Genomic DNA, 14,165 nt, shown 5'->3' on the forward strand with positions numbered 1-14,165 from the left:
CCGCCGCACCCCGGAGGCCGCTCAGGGACGTCAACTGCCGGACGGCCCCGTCCAGTCGGCCTGCACATGCCCCAGCCGGACGCGCTGCGGGTGGTCGCCCACCGGCACTGACGCCACCTTCTGGCCGGTGGCGAAGTCGATGGCCGTGACCTGGTCGGCGCCGGACTCGGAGATGATGCAGTCCTTGCCGTCGCCGCTGACCGTGGCCCAGTAGGGCTTGGAGGCGGTGACCAGCGGACCCTCCTGGAGGGTGGCGCGGTCGACGACGGTCGCGTAGTCGTCCATGGTGCCCGCCACACACAGCTTGGTGCCCGCGGGGTTCATCGAGATGCCGTGGTGGCGCGAATCGTTGACCCAGGTGGTGCGGTCCTCGCTGGTCGCCGGGTTCTTCGGCAGGGTCTTCATCCGGGTGATCTTGTCGGAGGCGACGTCGTACTCCAGGAAGCCGTTGAAGAAGGACACCTGGAAGTACAGCTTCGACTCGTCCGGGGAGAAGACCGCCGGGCGGACCGCGTCGGAGAAGTCCTTCAGGCCGAAGGCGTTCAGCCGGTCCCGCATGTCGATGACCTTGACCTGCTTGTACGTCGTCGCGTCCACCACGGTGATGTGGCGATCACCCTTGGTCCAGTCCCAGCCGGGGTCGTCGAGAGAGGTGTTGACGTCCCCGATGGCCATGTTCCAGATGTACTTGCCGTCCTTGCTGAAGATGTTCTCGTGCGGCTTGTCACCGGTGGCGAACGAGCCGAGCTGCTTACCGGTGTTGATGTCCAGCACGTGCACCTTGTTCGCGGTCGAGGCGGACACCGCGACCCGGGTGCCGTCGGGGGAGACGGCCATGTGGTCGGCGCGGTAACCGGCGACGGGGAAACGCCAGTTGATCTTCCCGGTGGCCAGGTCGATGGAGACGACGTCGGCGAAGCTCGGGCGGGAGACCACCACCGACCTGCCGTCGGGTGTGGAGTACATGTCGTCCGCGAACTGGTCGTGGCCCTCGCCGACGCTGTTGCGGATCGCCTGGAAGTAGATCCACTTGATCGGGTCGGCGTTGATCTCAGCCATCCGCTGGTCCTTGTCCGGGATGACGTTGATCCGGCCGACCTTCGCGAAGTCCCCGGAGGACTTGATGACGTCCGCGGTGCCGTCCCAGTTGTTGCCCACGAACAGCACCTCGCGCAGGGCGGAGGCGTCCGATGCGGCGGGGGTGGCGTACGCGGCCGTGGCAGGGCCGGCGACGGCCAGGACGAGGGCGGCGGCTATGGAGCAAAGGTGCCTGGATCTGGGGGCAGGCATGACTGCTCCCTCCTCTGAGAAATCTGAACACGGGTGCTTTCAAACTCAACTTACTGAAAAGTAAGGACGGGGTGGCCTACTCGACAAGATGCGTGCACGACAAGATTGGTCATCGGCGGGATGACGGACGGGATGACGGAGGGGGAGCATGGCGGGCAGACTCAGGCCGCCGACCGGTCGCTACGGCGGCAGGTCCGCGCAGGAGCGGCAGGCCGAGCGGCGCCACCGTTTCCTGGACGCGGCGCTCCAACTGTTCGGTGACAGCCCGGGTTTCCGCGCGACGACCGTCGCCGCGCTGAGCCAGGCGGCGGGGCTGTCCACGCGTCAGTTCTACGAGGAGTTCCGCACCCTGGAGGACGTGCTGGCGGCACTGCACCTGCAGGTCAACGACTGGGCCGAGCAGGCGGTGCTGGCGGCCCTCGCGGAGGCGGAGGCGCTGCCGCTGGCCGAGCGCGTCACCGTGCTCTTCCGCGCCTACGCCCGCGACGTCACCTCCGACCCGCGCCGCATCCGCATCACCTTCGTCGAGATCATCGGCGTCAGTCCGCGCCTGGAGGAACAGCGGCTCGCCCGGCGCGCCGGCTGGGTGGACCTCATCTGCGCCGAGGCGAGCGCCGCCGCCGCACGCGGAGAGGCCGAGGACCGCGACTACCGCCTCGCCGCCACCGCGTTCATCGGCAGCGTCAACGGCCTGCTCCACGACTGGAGCGCCGGGTGGGTGGACGCGACCCTGGACGAGGTGGTCGACGAACTGGCCCGGCAACTGCTGGGAATCCTGCGCCCGCGGGACTGGGCACGGGAGCGCTGAGCCGCGCGGAGGGCCTCGGCGTGAACCCCGCTGTTCAGTCGAGGACCGCGGTGGCTTCGATCTCGATCAGATGCTCGGGGACGTCCAGCGCCGCGACGCCGATCAGTGTGGTCGGCGGGGCCGATGCGACGCCCAGCTTCGCGGCCGCCCGGGAGACTCCCTCCAGGAGCGGGGGCATCTTGTCGGCAGTCCAGTCGACGACGTAGAAGGTCAGCTTGGCCACGTCGTCGAAGGAACCGCCGGCCTCGCCCAGCGCGGTGGCGATGTTGAGGTAACACTGCTCGGCCTGTGCGGCGAGGTCGCCCTCGCCGACCGTGACCCCTTCCGCGTCCCAGGCGACCTGCCCGGCGATGAAGACCAGCTTCGAACCGGAGGCGATCGCCACCTGCCGGTAGACATCGATCTTCGGCAGTCCGTCGGGGTTCTTCAGGGTGATGGCCATGCTGTCCGTCTCCTCGTCCGGGCTCCTGTGAGCCGGGGTCCGTCACACCAGACCCTCGTGGTCTCTTGTGGTTACTCAGGAACGGTAGGAGAGTGGCGGTTGACATGGAAGAATGCACTTTTCGGTGACTGGGGAACCTGATGGTGACCAAGCAGTTCAGCGGCTCGGCCGAGGAGGCCGACCTGCGTCGGGCCGACTCCCTGGGGCGCGAGATCTTCTCCGACGTCGCCAACAAGTGGGCGTTGTTGATCATCGAAGCCCTGGGGGAGGGCACCCTGCGCTTCAGTGAGCTGCGCAGCCGGGTCGAGGGCATCAGCCACAAGATGCTCACCCAGAACCTGCGCATGCTGGAGCGCAACGGCCTGGTCGACCGGACCGTCCACCCCACCGTTCCGCCCCGTGTCGAGTACACCCTCACCGAAGCGGGCCACGCACTGCGGGCGACGGTCGACGGGATGTGCGAGTGGACCTACCGGTACTTCCGGCACATAGAGTCCGCCCGGCGGCGCTTCGATGCCTGACGGTCGGTCAACGCCGAGCTGTCGCGCCCCTAGTTCGCGTCCGCGGGGGCCGTTCGGTCGTTCCTGTCACATCCGTTGACTTCCCCCTCCGGCGGCTCTACGGTCGGCGCGCGACGCGTTCGGACTGCCGATCCATGTTCGAAATACCGTGCGAGCCTTGAAGAATCCCCCCGGAGGAGCCGCATGCACCCCCCACCCCCGTCCCGGCGCAGCGCCTTCGCCCGGCGCCGCAGAGCCGCCGCCGTACGCGCCCTGGTCCTGGCGCTGACCGCGGCCGCCGCGCTCCTCTTCGCCCAGCCGGTCACGGCCCAGGCCGCGACGAGCCGTCAGATTCCGGTCCCCACCGCGCCGATGGGCTGGGCCTCCTGGAACAGCTTCGCCGCGAAGATCGACTACAACGTCATCAAGCAGCAGACCGACGCCTTCGTCGCCGCGGGGCTGCCGGCCGCCGGATACAAGTACGTCAACATCGACGAGGGCTGGTGGCAGGGCACCCGCGACAGTGACGGCAACATCACCGTGGACACCTCGGAGTGGCCGGGCGGGATGAGCGCCATCGCCGACTACATCCACAGCAAGGGACTCAAGGCCGGCATCTACACCGACGCGGGCAAGAACGGCTGCGGCTACTACTACCCGACCGGCCGGCCAGCCGCCGCGAACACGGGCAGCGAGGGCCACTACGCCCAGGACATGCTGCAGTTCTCGAAGTGGGGCTTCGACTTCGTCAAGGTCGACTGGTGCGGTGGCGACGCCGAGGGGCTCGACGCGAGGACGACGTACCAGTCCATCAGTGACGCGGTCGCCAAGGCAACGGCGACGACCGGCCGTCCGCTGACCCTCTCGATCTGCAACTGGGGCAAACAGAACCCCTGGAACTGGGCGCCGGGCCAGGCCCCGATGTGGCGGACCAGCACCGACATCATCTACTACGGCGACAAGCCGTCGATGACGAACCTGCTGTCCAACTTCGACCAGGCCCTGCACCCCACCGCCCAGCACACCGGCTACTACAACGACCCGGACATGCTGATGGTCGGCATGGACGGCTTCACCGCCGCGCAGAACCGCACCCACATGAACCTGTGGGCGATCTCGGGCGCCCCGCTGCTGGCCGGCAACGACCTGACGAAGATGACGTCGGAGACCGCCTCGATCCTGAAGAACCCCGAGGTCGTCGCCGTCGACCAGGACCCGCGCGGACTGCAGGGCGTCAAGGTCGCCGAGGACGCCACCGGGCTGCAGGTGTACGGCAAGGTGCTGTCCGGCAGCGGCAACCGCGCGGTCGTGCTCCTCAACCGGACCTCCGCGGCCAGGGACATCACCGTGCGCTGGTCCGACCTCGGCCTGACCGGTGCCTCCGCGACCGTCCGCGACCTGTGGGCCCGGTCCAACGTGGGCAGCTACGGCACGAGCTACACCACCAGCGTCCCGGCGGGCGGCTCGGTGCTGCTCACGGTCACCGGTGGCACCGAGGCCGCGAGCGGCACGTACTCGGGTACGTCGAGCTTCACCGGCGTGGCCGCGGGCAGCACCGGCGTGAAGACCGTCGACGTCTCCTACACCAACACCGCCGCCACCGCCCGCACGGCCACGCTCCAGGTCAACGGCCAGGGCGGCACGACGGTTTCCTTCCCGCCCACGGGATCGAGCGCGGGCACGGTCTCCGTCGCGGTCGCCCTGTCCAAGGGCTCGGCCAACAAGCTCACCTTCTCGAACGCCCCGGCCCTCGAATCCATCACGGTCAGACCACTGCCCGGCGCGAACGGCACCCTGGTCGTCGGCAAACAGTCCGGCCGCTGCCTCGACATCTACGACAACACCGTCACCAACGGCACCCGGGCCGAGGTGTGGGACTGCAACGGCGGCCAGAACCAGTCCTGGACGTACACCTCCCGCAAGGAACTCGTGGTGTACGGCGACAAGTGCCTGGACGCCTACAACCAGGGCACCACCAACGGCACCAAGGTCGTCGTCTGGGACTGCAACGGCCAGAAGAACCAGCAGTGGAACGTGAACGGCGACGGCACGATCACCAATGTCAACGCCGGCCTCTGCCTGGACGTGTACAACAACGCCACGGCCAACGGCAGCCCGCTGGACCTGTGGTCCTGCAACGGCCAGACCAACCAGCAGTGGTCGCTGACGTAGCGACCCGCTGATCACGCCTCCAGTTGCCGGGCGGCGGCTTCCACGGTCTGCTCCAGGAGCGTGGCGATCGGCATAGGCCCCACGCCGCCCGGCACCGACGTGATCAGCGAGGCCCGCTCCCCACTCACCGAGGTGCCGCGAGGCTCAGTTGTCGTCCTCGGCGGGCGGCGTCGTCGGGGCGGCCTCGGCGAGGAAGCCGGTGGCCTGGGCCGCGAGCCGGGTCGCGCCGATGGCCTCCGCCCAGCGGACGATCTCCGTCGCCAGCGCCCTCGCTCCGGCCTCGTCGCCGGTGTCCCGGGCCAGCACCGCCAGCACGAGGTGCTGCGAGAGTGTGCCGGGGACCGTGCCCTGACCGGCGCCCAGCGCGGTGGCCCGGCGCCAGCGGTCGAGCGCGCGGTCGTAGGCACCGGCGTCGTGGTCCTGGCCGCCGAGATGCCGTAGCGCCTCGCGGGCCAGCAGGTCGTCGGGGCCCGACTCGCCGGCGCGCAGGGCGGCCGCGTAGTGGGCGGTGGCGGACGCGGCGTCGGCGAAGTGGTTGTCCGTGATCAGGCCGAGGTAGTGCGCCGCCCAGCCGCGGCGCACCTCGTCCGGGGCGTCGTCGTGGAGCTCCCGCGCCCGCCGCAGCAGCGCGTCGAGCGACTCCGGGTCCTTGCCGTCCGGCCCGCGGAGCAGTGAACCGTCGACGAGGAGAAGCCGGCCGTAGGTGTGCCGCAGTCGCAGGAAGGCCACGTCCCAGTCGCCGTCGGGGAACGCCTTCTCCGCGTCGGTGATCCGCTCGGCGGCGGTGTCCGTACCCGCGAACCAGTCTTGCTCCAGGGCGACTTCCGCCGCCGCCCGAGCGATGCGCGCATGGGCCGCAGGCCCGTCGGGAACGGCCGCCTCCAGCAGTCGCAGGGCCCGCTCCCAGCGGCCTGCCAGCCGCAACTCCCGCACAGCGGCGAAGAATTCGTCAGAGCTCACAGGTGTCGTGCCGTTGTTCGACTCAAGTGTCATGCGTCGCACGGTAGTTAGGGCGAAAATCATCCACAAGAAAACCACTGCGGGAGGCAGACGATGGAGGACTCGGTCGACCGGCTCGTCGCGGTCTGGGCTCGGGAGATGCACCGGGTGGACCCGGTGAAGGAGGCGATCGTCGCCCGGCTGACGATCCTGGCGCGGCACACAGCGCAGGTCCGGCGGGACGCGCTGGACTCCGGCGGGCTCGGGCACGGCCAGTACAAGGTGCTGCTCATGCTGCGCAGATCGGGGCCGCCGTACGAGTGCAGCCCGTCCCGGCTGGCCGATCTGCTGGGGCTGACCCGCGGGGCGCTGTCGGCGCGGCTCGGACCGATCGAGGGCGCCGGGCTGATCACCCGTACCCACGAGAAGGGCGACCGGCGGCGGGTGCGGGTGCGGCTCACCGCGGCAGGGCACGCCGCCTTCGAAGCGCAGGCCGGGTCCGAGGACGCGGGCGAGAGCGCGCTGCTCGCAGCACTGACCGAAGCGGAGCGGCGGACACTGTCCGACCTGCTGCGGAAACTGGTCCTGGCCGCCGAGGCCGAGCGCGGTGCGCTCGCCCCAGCGCAGCCCGCGCCGAGAAGGTCCAGGTCAGACGGGAGCTGACCTGGACCCTCGCGGTCCTCCTCCCTATTCGTCCCATGCCTGGATCATGATCTGCTCGGTGATCCTGCCGTCGCGCAGCGTGATCATCGACTCGGCGAGGACCCGGACGCCGTCCGCGTACTCGCAGGACTCGGTGAAGGCGGCACGGTCGCCCTGCACGACGCAGCCGTCCAGCCTGTGCGTCATGTCGCGGCTGTAGACGTCGTCGAGCATCTCGGCGATCTCGCCGCGACCGTGCAGCACCTTCGGGTGACTGGGCTGGGAGTTGCGGTCGACGATGCGGATCTCCGCGTCGTCCGAGTAGAGCGACAGCAGGGTGTTCTTGCCGCCCTCTATCCCTCGACGCAGTGTCTCGGTGCTGAAGGCGGATCCTGACGCGGTGCCCATGGTGATCTCCTTCCAGGGCCCGCGACGCGAGAAAGCAGCGGGCCGCGCGGGCCCCTCCTTCCGAGACTCCTCCGCCGCGACGGCCTCGGCAAGCGCAGTCCGGCCGCCGCGGGGGGTGCCTCGGAGAAAGATCGGCGACCTGCGCCGTGCGCGCTGCGGTTACCGATCGGTCGCACGTAGGGTCACCAGTGCAGGAGCATCACCGAAGCAGGAGCTTCGACGGAAGGAGCCTGACCATGGCGCAGGAAGTACGCGGCGTGATCGCACCCGGCAAGGACCAGCCCGTGCGGATCGAGACGATCGTCGTACCGGACCCCGGGCCGGGCGAAGCCGTGGTGCGGGTCCAGGCCTGCGGCGTCTGCCATACCGACCTGCACTACAAACAGGGCGGCATCAGTGACGACTTCCCCTTCCTGCTGGGGCATGAGGCGGCGGGCGTGGTGGAGTCGGTGGGCGAGGGCGTCACCGATGTCGCGCCGGGCGACTTCGTCGTCCTCAACTGGCGGGCGGTGTGCGGGCATTGCCGGGCGTGTCTGCGGGGGAGGCCCTGGTACTGCTTCGACACCCACAACGCGGGGCAGAAGATGACCCTCACCGACGGCACCGAGCTCTCCCCGGCCCTCGGGATCGGTGCCTTCGCGGAGAAGACGCTGGTCGCGGCCGGGCAGTGCACCAAGGTCGACCCGTCGGTCTCCCCACAGGTGGCAGGGCTGCTGGGCTGCGGTGTGATGGCCGGTATCGGCGCCGCGATCAACACCGGCAACGTCGGCCGGGGCGACACCGTCGCCGTGATCGGGTGCGGCGGGGTCGGGGGCGCGGCGATCGCCGGATCGTACCTGGCCGGCGCGGCGAAGATCGTCGCGGTGGACATCGACGAACGCAAGCTGGCCACGGCCCGCTCGCTGGGCGCCACCCACACGGTCAACTCCAAGGAGAGCGACCCCGTCGAGGCGATCCGCGAGCTGACCGGCGGCTTCGGCGCGGACGTCGTCATCGAGGCGGTCGGCCGCCCGGAGACCTACAAGCAGGCCTTTTACGCCCGTGACCTGGCCGGCACGGTCGTGCTCGTCGGCGTGCCCACCCCTCAGATGAAGCTCGAACTGCCCCTGCTGGACGTCTTCGGCCGCGGCGGGGCGCTGAAGTCCTCCTGGTACGGCGACTGCCTGCCCAGCCGCGACTTCCCCCTGCTGATCGCCCTGCACCTGCAGGGGCGGCTGCCGCTGGAGAAGTTCGTCACCGAGACCATCCAACTCGACGAGGTGGAGACGGCGTTCGAGCGGATGCACCACGGCGACGTGCTGCGCTCGGTGGTGGTGCTGTGATGGCCGCGCGCATCGAACGCCTCGTCACGTCCGGGCAGTTCACCCTCGACGGCGGCACCTGGGACGTCGACAACAACGTGTGGATCGTCGGCGACGACCACGAGGTGATCGTCATCGACGCCGCGCACGACGCCGACGCCATCGCCGAGGCGGTGGGAAACCGCCGGCTGACCGCGATCGTGTGCACCCACGCCCACAACGACCACATCGACGCCGCGCCGGCCCTCGCCGACCGCACCGGCGCCACGATCTGGCTGCACCCGGACGACCTGCCCCTATGGAAGCTCACCCACCCCGACCGCGACCCCGACGCCCACCTCGCCGACGGTCAGGTCATCGAGGCGGCCGGCGCCGACCTCACCGTGCTGCACACACCCGGCCACGCGCCCGGCGCGGTGTGTCTGTACGACCCCGGACTGGGCACCGTCTTCACCGGTGACACCCTCTTCCAGGGCGGCCCCGGGGCCACCGGCCGCTCCTACTCGCACTTCCCGACCATCATCGACTCCATCCGCGACCGCCTCCTCACCCTGCCCCCGGAGACCAAGGTCCTCACCGGACACGGCGATCCGACCAGCATCGGAGCCGAGGCACCTCACCTGGAGGAGTGGACGAAGCGCGGGCACTGATCCCCAACTTGACCGTACGATCAGGGACATGACCACCAACACGCTCGAAACGCTCCACGACGTCCGTGTCCTGCGCTGCGCCGCCGACGGCCCGTCCCTCGACGGCGAGGCCGCGGCCCTCGAGCTCATCGGCGACGCCTTCGGGCACGACGCGGAACTCGTCGCGGTGCCGGTCGAGCGGGTCGCGGACGAGTTCTTCCGGCTGCGGTCCGGCGTCGCGGGGGCCGTCGTGCAGAAGTTCGTGAACTACCGGCTGCTGCTCGCCGTCCTCGGGGACATCTCCTCGCGCGTCGAGGCGAGCACGGCCCTGCGGGACTTCGTGTACGAGGCGAACCAGGGCGGCCACCTCTGGTTCGTCCCCGGACACGACGCCCTGGAAGACAGACTGCGCCGCTGAAAAAGGCGACAGAAGGTGTCCGGCTTCCCCGTCACTCTGGACCGCGACAGCAGTCGTACAGGTAAGGGAGGCCGGACATGCCGGGTCCGCTGGAAGGCAAGGTCGCACTGGTCGCGGGGGCGACGCGCGGTGCGGGACGCGGGATCGCGGTGGAGCTCGGCGCGGCCGGCGCCACGGTGTACGTCACCGGACGCAGCACCCGCGCGCGGCGCTCGGAGTACGACCGCCCCGAGACCATCGAGGACACCGCCGACCTGGTCACCGAGGCCGGTGGCCGGGGCGTCCCGGTACCCGCCGACCACCTGGACCCGGAGCGGGTCCGGGCCCTCGTCGACCGCATCGCCGGTGATTGCGGGCGCCTCGACGTCCTGGTGAACGACGTCTGGGGCGCGGAGCACCTCTTCGCCTGGGACACCCCGCTGTGGGAACACGACCTCGACAAGGGACTGCGCCTGCTCCGCCTCGCCGTCGAGACCCACGCGATCACCAGCCACCACGCGCTGCCGCTGCTGCTGCGGCACCCCGGCGGCCTGGTCGTCGAGGTCACCGACGGCACCGCCGAGTACAACCGCGACACCTACCGGGTGAACTTCTTCTACGACCTGGCCAAGGCCTCCGTGCTGCGCATGGCCTTCGCCCTCGGCCATGAACTCGGCCCGCGCGGCGCCACCGCCGTGGCCCTGACCCCGGGCTGGCTGCGCTCGGAGATGATGCTGGACGGCTTCGGGGTAAGGGAGGACAACTGGCGCGACGCCCTGCAACGCGAGCCCCACTTCGCCATCTCCGAAACCCCGCGCTACATCGGCCGAGCTGTCGCCGCCCTCGCCGCCGACCCGGACGTGGCCCGCTTCAACGGCACCTCCCTCTCCAGCGGAGGGCTCGCCCGGGTGTACGGCTTCACGGACCTCGACGGCAGCCGCCCGGACGCCTGGCGCTATCTGGTGGAGGTACAGGACAGGGGCGGGCCGGCCGACACCACGGGCTACCGCTGATCCGGGGTCCGTCGGTAACGAAGTTCCCTGTTCGGTCACAACGTGATGGTTCCTACAACCGCCGTCTCCTCCCGCGAGTCTACTTTTCCGGCACCGTGGGCATGGTGACCGCGACTGAAGGGCAGAGGGTTGGCATGGGGGACATACGCAGACGGGGCGCGGTGGCGCTCGGGATAACGGGACTTGTGGCGCCGCTCACCCTCGCGCTGGGCACCGCCCCGGCGCAGGCGGCGAGTTGTACGACACAGGCGGGGCCGTACCAGAAGCAGGTGGAGAAGTTCCTCGGCCGCCCGGTCGACGGAAAGCAGTCCTCCGCCGACTGCAAGGCCATCCAGGCGTTCCAGAACAAGCACGGGATCACACCCGCCGTCGGGTACGCGGGTCCCGTCACCTGGGGCGTGATGGACCTGATGAACAAGCAGAAGGCCGTCGGGAACAACCCCAACAAGGACGGCAAGTGCCCGGTGAACAAGGGCCGCATCGCCTGTGTGAACCTCAGCCTTCAGCTGAGCTGGATCCAGGACGGCGACAAACTGGTCTACGGCCCGGTTCCGGTGCGTACCGGGCGGGACAAGTTCGAGACCCGCACCGGCCTGAAGAAGATCTACTGGCGGGACATCGACCACGTCTCGAGCGTCTACAACGTGCCGATGCCCTACAGCCAGTTCTTCGACGGCGGCCAGGCCTTCCACTCGGTGAACCTCAGCATGTGGAACCCGCCGGGCTCGCACGGCTGCGTCAACATGACGACGAAGGACGCCAAGAAGTACTGGTCGCTGCTGAAGACCGGTGACGACGTCTTCGTCTACGGCCGCAAGCCGGGCACCTGAGTCTCACGCCTCGGGCGCGTCCCCGAAGTCGGGGATCTCCAGACGTACCCCGCCCTGCCGTGCGGACTCGTGGGCGACGATGCCCGGCAGGGTGTAGCGGGCCGCGACCCACGCGTTCACCGACGGCAGGGTGCGGGTGGCCACGGCGGTCACGAAGTCGTCCACCAGGAAGTGGTGGCTGCCCTCGTGACCGTTGTGCAGGTGGTCGAACTCCCTGGGCAGCCGCGACCGGTCGTGCACCGGCGCCGACCCGGAGGTGAACGCCGCCCGCAGCTCCGGTGCGATGTGCTGGAGCGAGGGGTCGTCCGGGGACATCGTGGGCTTCGGCTCCAGCAGCTCCGTGATGTCCTTCACGCCCTTCTTGTCCTGCCACAGCGCGACCGTGGCGAGCTGTTCCATGCTCGCGTCCGTGCCGAAGAACCGGAACCGCGACTCCCGTATGTGGGAGGGGTAGCCGACCCGCCGGAACTCGTTCGTGCGGAACGAACCGCCGCCCGCCACCTCGAACAGCGCGGTCGCGTTGGAGAAGTCGTTGTCGAACCGGCTGACCTCCTTGTCGAACACGCCGTCCCCGCGCTCGTCGACCACGCCGATCGCCGACACGCTCACCGCGTGCGTCCCCCAGGCGCCGAGCACGCCGCCCACCGAGTGCGTCGGGTACAGCAGCGGCGGATAACTGGCGGTCGACTTCCAGTTCTCGCCGCCGCTGTACTGGTACGCCTCGTAGAACCCGAGGTCCATGTCGTGGACGTAGTCGCCCTCGGCGTAGAACAGCCTCCCGAAGGCACCCTCGGCGATTCTGTCGCGGGCGTGCACGGTCGCCGGGTTGTACTGGCTGGTCTCGCCCATCATGTAGGTCAGACCGGTCGCCCGGACCGCCTCCACGATCGCCGCGATCTCCTCCGTGGTGATCGCCATGGGCACCGCGCTGTACACGTGCTTTCCGGCTCCCAGCGCCCGCAGGACCAGCGGGCCGTGGGTCCAGCGCTGGGTGAAGATCGCGACCGCGTCCACGGCCTTCGACTCCAGCATGGCCTCGTACGACGGGAAGGTCCCCGCGAGTCCCTGCGCGGCGGCGAGTCGCTCGGCCCGCTCGGGCAGCAGGTCGGTGACGTAGACGTCGCCGACCCCCGGGTGGGCCTGGAAGAGCGTGGCGAACTGACCGGAGAACTGTCCGGCTCCGACGATGCCGAGGGAGAAAGTCATGGGATTACTTTTGGCTCGAAAGAATCACGGTGTCAAGGCCCGGCATCCGGCCATCGATCCCGTACCGAACCAGCGCCTTGATGGCATGATTACTTCTGATGCAGAAGAATCCAGGACTCGGGTGGCCCCCTCTGAGCCCCGCGGAGCGCTCCGTGGCGATCGAGGTGCTCCTCCACGGCCCCCTCTCGCGCACCGAACTCGCCCGGCGGCTGAATCTGTCGGCAGGCAGTCTGACCCGGCTGACCAAGCCGCTCATCGGGTCCGGACTGCTGGTCGAGGTGCCCGACGCCGGCCCCACGGCCGCGGCGCGGCAGGGCCGTCCGTCACAACCCCTCGATGTCGTCGCCGGATCCCGCGCCTTCCTGGGGTTCAAGGTCACCGGCGACACGGTCTACGGCGTGCGCACCACGCTCCGCAGTGAGGTCACCGCCCGGCTGGACCGCCGGCTCACCGGCCACGGACCCGAGGAAGTGGCCGGCACACTGGCCGCCATGACGGCCGAGCTCGGCGCCGCCGCCGGTGCCCCGCTCGCGGGAATAGGCATCGGCGTGGGCGGCCTGGTCCGGGAACGGGCCGTGATCGGCGACTCCCCGTACCTGGGCTGGCGTGACGTACCGCTGGCCGAGCTGGTGGGGGAGCGCACCGGGCTGCCCGTGGTCGTCGAGAACGACGTCGCCGCCCTGGTCGAGGCGGAGACCTGGTTCGGCGCCGGACGCGGCCTCGAGCGCTTCGTCGTGCTGACGATCGGGGCCGGTATCGGCTACGGACTCGTGCTCGGCGGCAAGCGGGTGCCGCACGCCGGGGAGGACCGCGGCTTCGGGCACCACTGGATCATCCAGCCGCACGGTCCGCTGACCCCGGACGGCGCACGCGGCAGCGCCGTGTCCCTGCTCACGATCCCCAGCATCCGCTACCAGATCCGGGCCGCCACCGGCCGCGACGCGACGTACGAGGAGATCCTCGCCGGCGCTGCCGAGGGGGAGCCGATGGCCGCGCGGGTGATCGACGAGGCGGCGCGTGCGCTGGGCGCGCTGATCGCGCAGATCGCCAACTTCGCGATGCCGCAGAAGATCCTGCTGGCCGGGGAGGGTGTCGGGCTGATGGATGTGGCCGGTGCGACGGTCGAGGAGGGCATCCGGGCGGGCCGTCACCCGCTGGCCGTGCCGGTCGGCCTGGAGACGAAGGTCTCCGACTTCCACGACTGGGCCCGCGGTGCGGCCGTGCTGGCGATCCAGGTGCTGGTCCTCGGCGGCGCGGAAGGGTGAACTCCTCGGCGGCGCCGCAAGGTGAACTCGCCGTAGCTTGCCGCTCTCTTGACGTGACGAGCAACACGGTCCGTAATGCCCGAATTCAAGGTACTTACTCACGGCACCTTCACGCGGATCGGCATATGCTTCACATCATGTCCACCACTGTTGAAGCCGTCTCCGAGCGATCGGCCGCGGAGGTCAACGAGGAGATCCGGGCCCTGTGGCTCCGGTCGGGCGGGACACTGACCACCGAGCAGCGCGAGGAGTACCAGCGGCTCGTCCTGGAATGGGCCGCCGCCACCCCTCAGCCGGACCCCGCGGCCTGATCCGCCGACCCC

16 protein-coding genes and 1 pseudogene are annotated in these 14,165 nt (G+C 69.8%); 11 read left to right on the forward strand and 6 right to left on the reverse strand.

Going from position 1 to position 14,165, the window contains the following annotated elements; translation table 11 throughout:
- Positions 1–30: 30 nt before the first annotated feature.
- Positions 31–1,290: a YncE family protein gene (locus tag ACFYZQ_RS06215; protein ID WP_389142199.1), complete on the reverse strand. Its 1,260-nt coding sequence runs from the start codon at positions 1,288–1,290 to the stop codon at positions 31–33.
- A 148-nt stretch (positions 1,291–1,438) separates the two neighbouring features.
- Here ACFYZQ_RS06215 and ACFYZQ_RS06220 point away from each other — a divergent pair, with 148 nt between their 5' ends.
- Positions 1,439–2,098, forward strand: a complete 660-nt coding sequence (locus ACFYZQ_RS06220) for a TetR/AcrR family transcriptional regulator (protein WP_389142201.1) — start codon at positions 1,439–1,441, stop codon at positions 2,096–2,098.
- 34 nt (positions 2,099–2,132) lie between these two features.
- Here ACFYZQ_RS06220 and ACFYZQ_RS06225 read toward each other — a convergent pair whose 3' ends face one another.
- Positions 2,133–2,540, reverse strand: a complete 408-nt coding sequence (locus ACFYZQ_RS06225) for a RidA family protein (protein ID WP_389142203.1) — start codon at positions 2,538–2,540, stop codon at positions 2,133–2,135.
- 140 nt (positions 2,541–2,680) lie between these two features.
- On the opposite strand from ACFYZQ_RS06225, the gene ACFYZQ_RS06230 reads away from it, so the two are divergent.
- Entirely contained in the window at positions 2,681–3,061 is a 381-nt protein-coding gene (locus ACFYZQ_RS06230; protein ID WP_389142205.1) for a winged helix-turn-helix transcriptional regulator, read from the forward strand.
- 183 nt (positions 3,062–3,244) lie between these two features.
- A complete protein-coding gene (locus ACFYZQ_RS06235; RefSeq protein WP_389142207.1) occupies positions 3,245–5,212 on the forward strand; it encodes an RICIN domain-containing protein in 1,968 nt (655 codons plus the stop codon).
- Between the two features lie 11 nt (positions 5,213–5,223).
- On the opposite strand, the pseudogene ACFYZQ_RS06240 reads toward ACFYZQ_RS06235, so the two are convergent.
- Together ACFYZQ_RS06240 and ACFYZQ_RS06245 are read right to left on the reverse strand one after the other, a co-directional pair.
- Positions 5,224–5,331, reverse strand: a pseudogene (locus tag ACFYZQ_RS06240) (bifunctional 5,10-methylene-tetrahydrofolate dehydrogenase/5,10-methylene-tetrahydrofolate cyclohydrolase); the annotation flags it as partial.
- 25 nt (positions 5,332–5,356) lie between these two features.
- On the reverse strand, positions 5,357–6,205 hold the full coding sequence (locus tag ACFYZQ_RS06245) for a hypothetical protein (RefSeq protein WP_389142209.1): 849 nt from the start codon (positions 6,203–6,205) through the stop codon (positions 5,357–5,359).
- A gap of 60 nt (positions 6,206–6,265) precedes the next feature.
- Here ACFYZQ_RS06245 and ACFYZQ_RS06250 point away from each other — a divergent pair, with 60 nt between their 5' ends.
- A complete protein-coding gene (locus ACFYZQ_RS06250) occupies positions 6,266–6,814 on the forward strand; it encodes a MarR family winged helix-turn-helix transcriptional regulator (RefSeq protein WP_389142211.1) in 549 nt (182 codons plus the stop codon).
- A 24-nt stretch (positions 6,815–6,838) separates the two neighbouring features.
- Here ACFYZQ_RS06250 and ACFYZQ_RS06255 read toward each other — a convergent pair whose 3' ends face one another.
- Positions 6,839–7,201 carry a nuclear transport factor 2 family protein gene (locus tag ACFYZQ_RS06255; protein ID WP_389142213.1) on the reverse strand — a complete coding sequence of 121 codons (363 nt, stop codon included), beginning with the start codon at positions 7,199–7,201 and terminating at the stop codon, positions 6,839–6,841.
- A gap of 236 nt (positions 7,202–7,437) precedes the next feature.
- On the opposite strand from ACFYZQ_RS06255, the gene ACFYZQ_RS06260 reads away from it, so the two are divergent.
- From ACFYZQ_RS06260 to ACFYZQ_RS06280, 5 genes are all read left to right on the forward strand, one after another.
- Positions 7,438–8,523, forward strand: coding sequence for an S-(hydroxymethyl)mycothiol dehydrogenase (locus tag ACFYZQ_RS06260; protein WP_389142215.1), 1,086 nt, complete (start codon positions 7,438–7,440; stop codon positions 8,521–8,523).
- Positions 8,523–9,152, forward strand: coding sequence for an MBL fold metallo-hydrolase (locus ACFYZQ_RS06265; RefSeq protein ID WP_389142217.1), 630 nt, complete (start codon positions 8,523–8,525; stop codon positions 9,150–9,152). The genes ACFYZQ_RS06260 and ACFYZQ_RS06265 overlap by 1 nt, the downstream gene beginning before the upstream one ends.
- Before the next feature lie 28 nt (positions 9,153–9,180).
- On the forward strand, positions 9,181–9,549 hold the full coding sequence (locus tag ACFYZQ_RS06270; RefSeq protein WP_389142219.1) for a DUF4180 domain-containing protein: 369 nt from the start codon (positions 9,181–9,183) through the stop codon (positions 9,547–9,549).
- 77 nt (positions 9,550–9,626) lie between these two features.
- Positions 9,627–10,541, forward strand: coding sequence for an SDR family oxidoreductase (locus tag ACFYZQ_RS06275; RefSeq protein WP_389142221.1), 915 nt, complete (start codon positions 9,627–9,629; stop codon positions 10,539–10,541).
- A gap of 134 nt (positions 10,542–10,675) precedes the next feature.
- Positions 10,676–11,371, forward strand: coding sequence for a L,D-transpeptidase family protein (locus tag ACFYZQ_RS06280; RefSeq protein WP_389142223.1), 696 nt, complete (start codon positions 10,676–10,678; stop codon positions 11,369–11,371).
- Positions 11,372–11,374: 3 nt separating this feature from the next.
- Here the strand turns inward: ACFYZQ_RS06280 and ACFYZQ_RS06285 are convergent, their stop codons facing one another.
- Positions 11,375–12,577 carry a Gfo/Idh/MocA family protein gene (locus ACFYZQ_RS06285; RefSeq protein ID WP_389142225.1) on the reverse strand — a complete coding sequence of 401 codons (1,203 nt, stop codon included), beginning with the start codon at positions 12,575–12,577 and terminating at the stop codon, positions 11,375–11,377.
- 98 nt (positions 12,578–12,675) lie between these two features.
- Between ACFYZQ_RS06285 and ACFYZQ_RS06290 the strand changes: the two genes are divergently transcribed.
- Both ACFYZQ_RS06290 and ACFYZQ_RS06295 read left to right on the forward strand, forming a co-directional pair.
- The gene (locus ACFYZQ_RS06290; protein ID WP_389142227.1) at positions 12,676–13,842 is read left to right on the forward strand and encodes an ROK family protein; all 1,167 of its coding nucleotides are present in this window, start codon (positions 12,676–12,678) and stop codon (positions 13,840–13,842) included.
- A 125-nt stretch (positions 13,843–13,967) separates the two neighbouring features.
- Positions 13,968–14,153, forward strand: a complete 186-nt coding sequence (locus ACFYZQ_RS06295; protein ID WP_388793640.1) for a hypothetical protein — start codon at positions 13,968–13,970, stop codon at positions 14,151–14,153.
- Positions 14,154–14,165: the final 12 nt, after the last annotated feature.

This window comes from Streptomyces sp. NPDC001843 (assembly GCF_042891955.1).
Lineage (GTDB): Bacteria > Actinomycetota > Actinomycetes > Streptomycetales > Streptomycetaceae > Streptomyces.

Excerpts from the sequence above, each read along its gene's own strand:
- ACFYZQ_RS06215 (WP_389142199.1), bottom strand. The coding sequence starts at position 1,290 with ATGCCTGCCCCCAGATCCAGGCACCTTTGCTCCATAGCCGCCGCCCTC.
- ACFYZQ_RS06220 (WP_389142201.1), top strand. The coding sequence starts at position 1,439 with ATGGCGGGCAGACTCAGGCCGCCGACCGGTCGCTACGGCGGCAGGTCC.
- ACFYZQ_RS06225 (WP_389142203.1), bottom strand. The coding sequence starts at position 2,540 with ATGGCCATCACCCTGAAGAACCCCGACGGACTGCCGAAGATCGATGTC.
- ACFYZQ_RS06230 (WP_389142205.1), top strand. The coding sequence starts at position 2,681 with ATGGTGACCAAGCAGTTCAGCGGCTCGGCCGAGGAGGCCGACCTGCGT.
- ACFYZQ_RS06235 (WP_389142207.1), top strand. The coding sequence starts at position 3,245 with ATGCACCCCCCACCCCCGTCCCGGCGCAGCGCCTTCGCCCGGCGCCGC.
- ACFYZQ_RS06245 (WP_389142209.1), bottom strand. The coding sequence starts at position 6,205 with ATGACACTTGAGTCGAACAACGGCACGACACCTGTGAGCTCTGACGAA.
- ACFYZQ_RS06250 (WP_389142211.1), top strand. The coding sequence starts at position 6,266 with ATGGAGGACTCGGTCGACCGGCTCGTCGCGGTCTGGGCTCGGGAGATG.
- ACFYZQ_RS06255 (WP_389142213.1), bottom strand. The coding sequence starts at position 7,201 with ATGGGCACCGCGTCAGGATCCGCCTTCAGCACCGAGACACTGCGTCGA.
- ACFYZQ_RS06260 (WP_389142215.1), top strand. The coding sequence starts at position 7,438 with ATGGCGCAGGAAGTACGCGGCGTGATCGCACCCGGCAAGGACCAGCCC.
- ACFYZQ_RS06265 (WP_389142217.1), top strand. The coding sequence starts at position 8,523 with ATGGCCGCGCGCATCGAACGCCTCGTCACGTCCGGGCAGTTCACCCTC.
- ACFYZQ_RS06270 (WP_389142219.1), top strand. The coding sequence starts at position 9,181 with ATGACCACCAACACGCTCGAAACGCTCCACGACGTCCGTGTCCTGCGC.
- ACFYZQ_RS06275 (WP_389142221.1), top strand. The coding sequence starts at position 9,627 with ATGCCGGGTCCGCTGGAAGGCAAGGTCGCACTGGTCGCGGGGGCGACG.
- ACFYZQ_RS06280 (WP_389142223.1), top strand. The coding sequence starts at position 10,676 with ATGGGGGACATACGCAGACGGGGCGCGGTGGCGCTCGGGATAACGGGA.
- ACFYZQ_RS06285 (WP_389142225.1), bottom strand. The coding sequence starts at position 12,577 with ATGACTTTCTCCCTCGGCATCGTCGGAGCCGGACAGTTCTCCGGTCAG.
- ACFYZQ_RS06290 (WP_389142227.1), top strand. The coding sequence starts at position 12,676 with ATGCAGAAGAATCCAGGACTCGGGTGGCCCCCTCTGAGCCCCGCGGAG.
- ACFYZQ_RS06295 (WP_388793640.1), top strand. The coding sequence starts at position 13,968 with ATGCTTCACATCATGTCCACCACTGTTGAAGCCGTCTCCGAGCGATCG.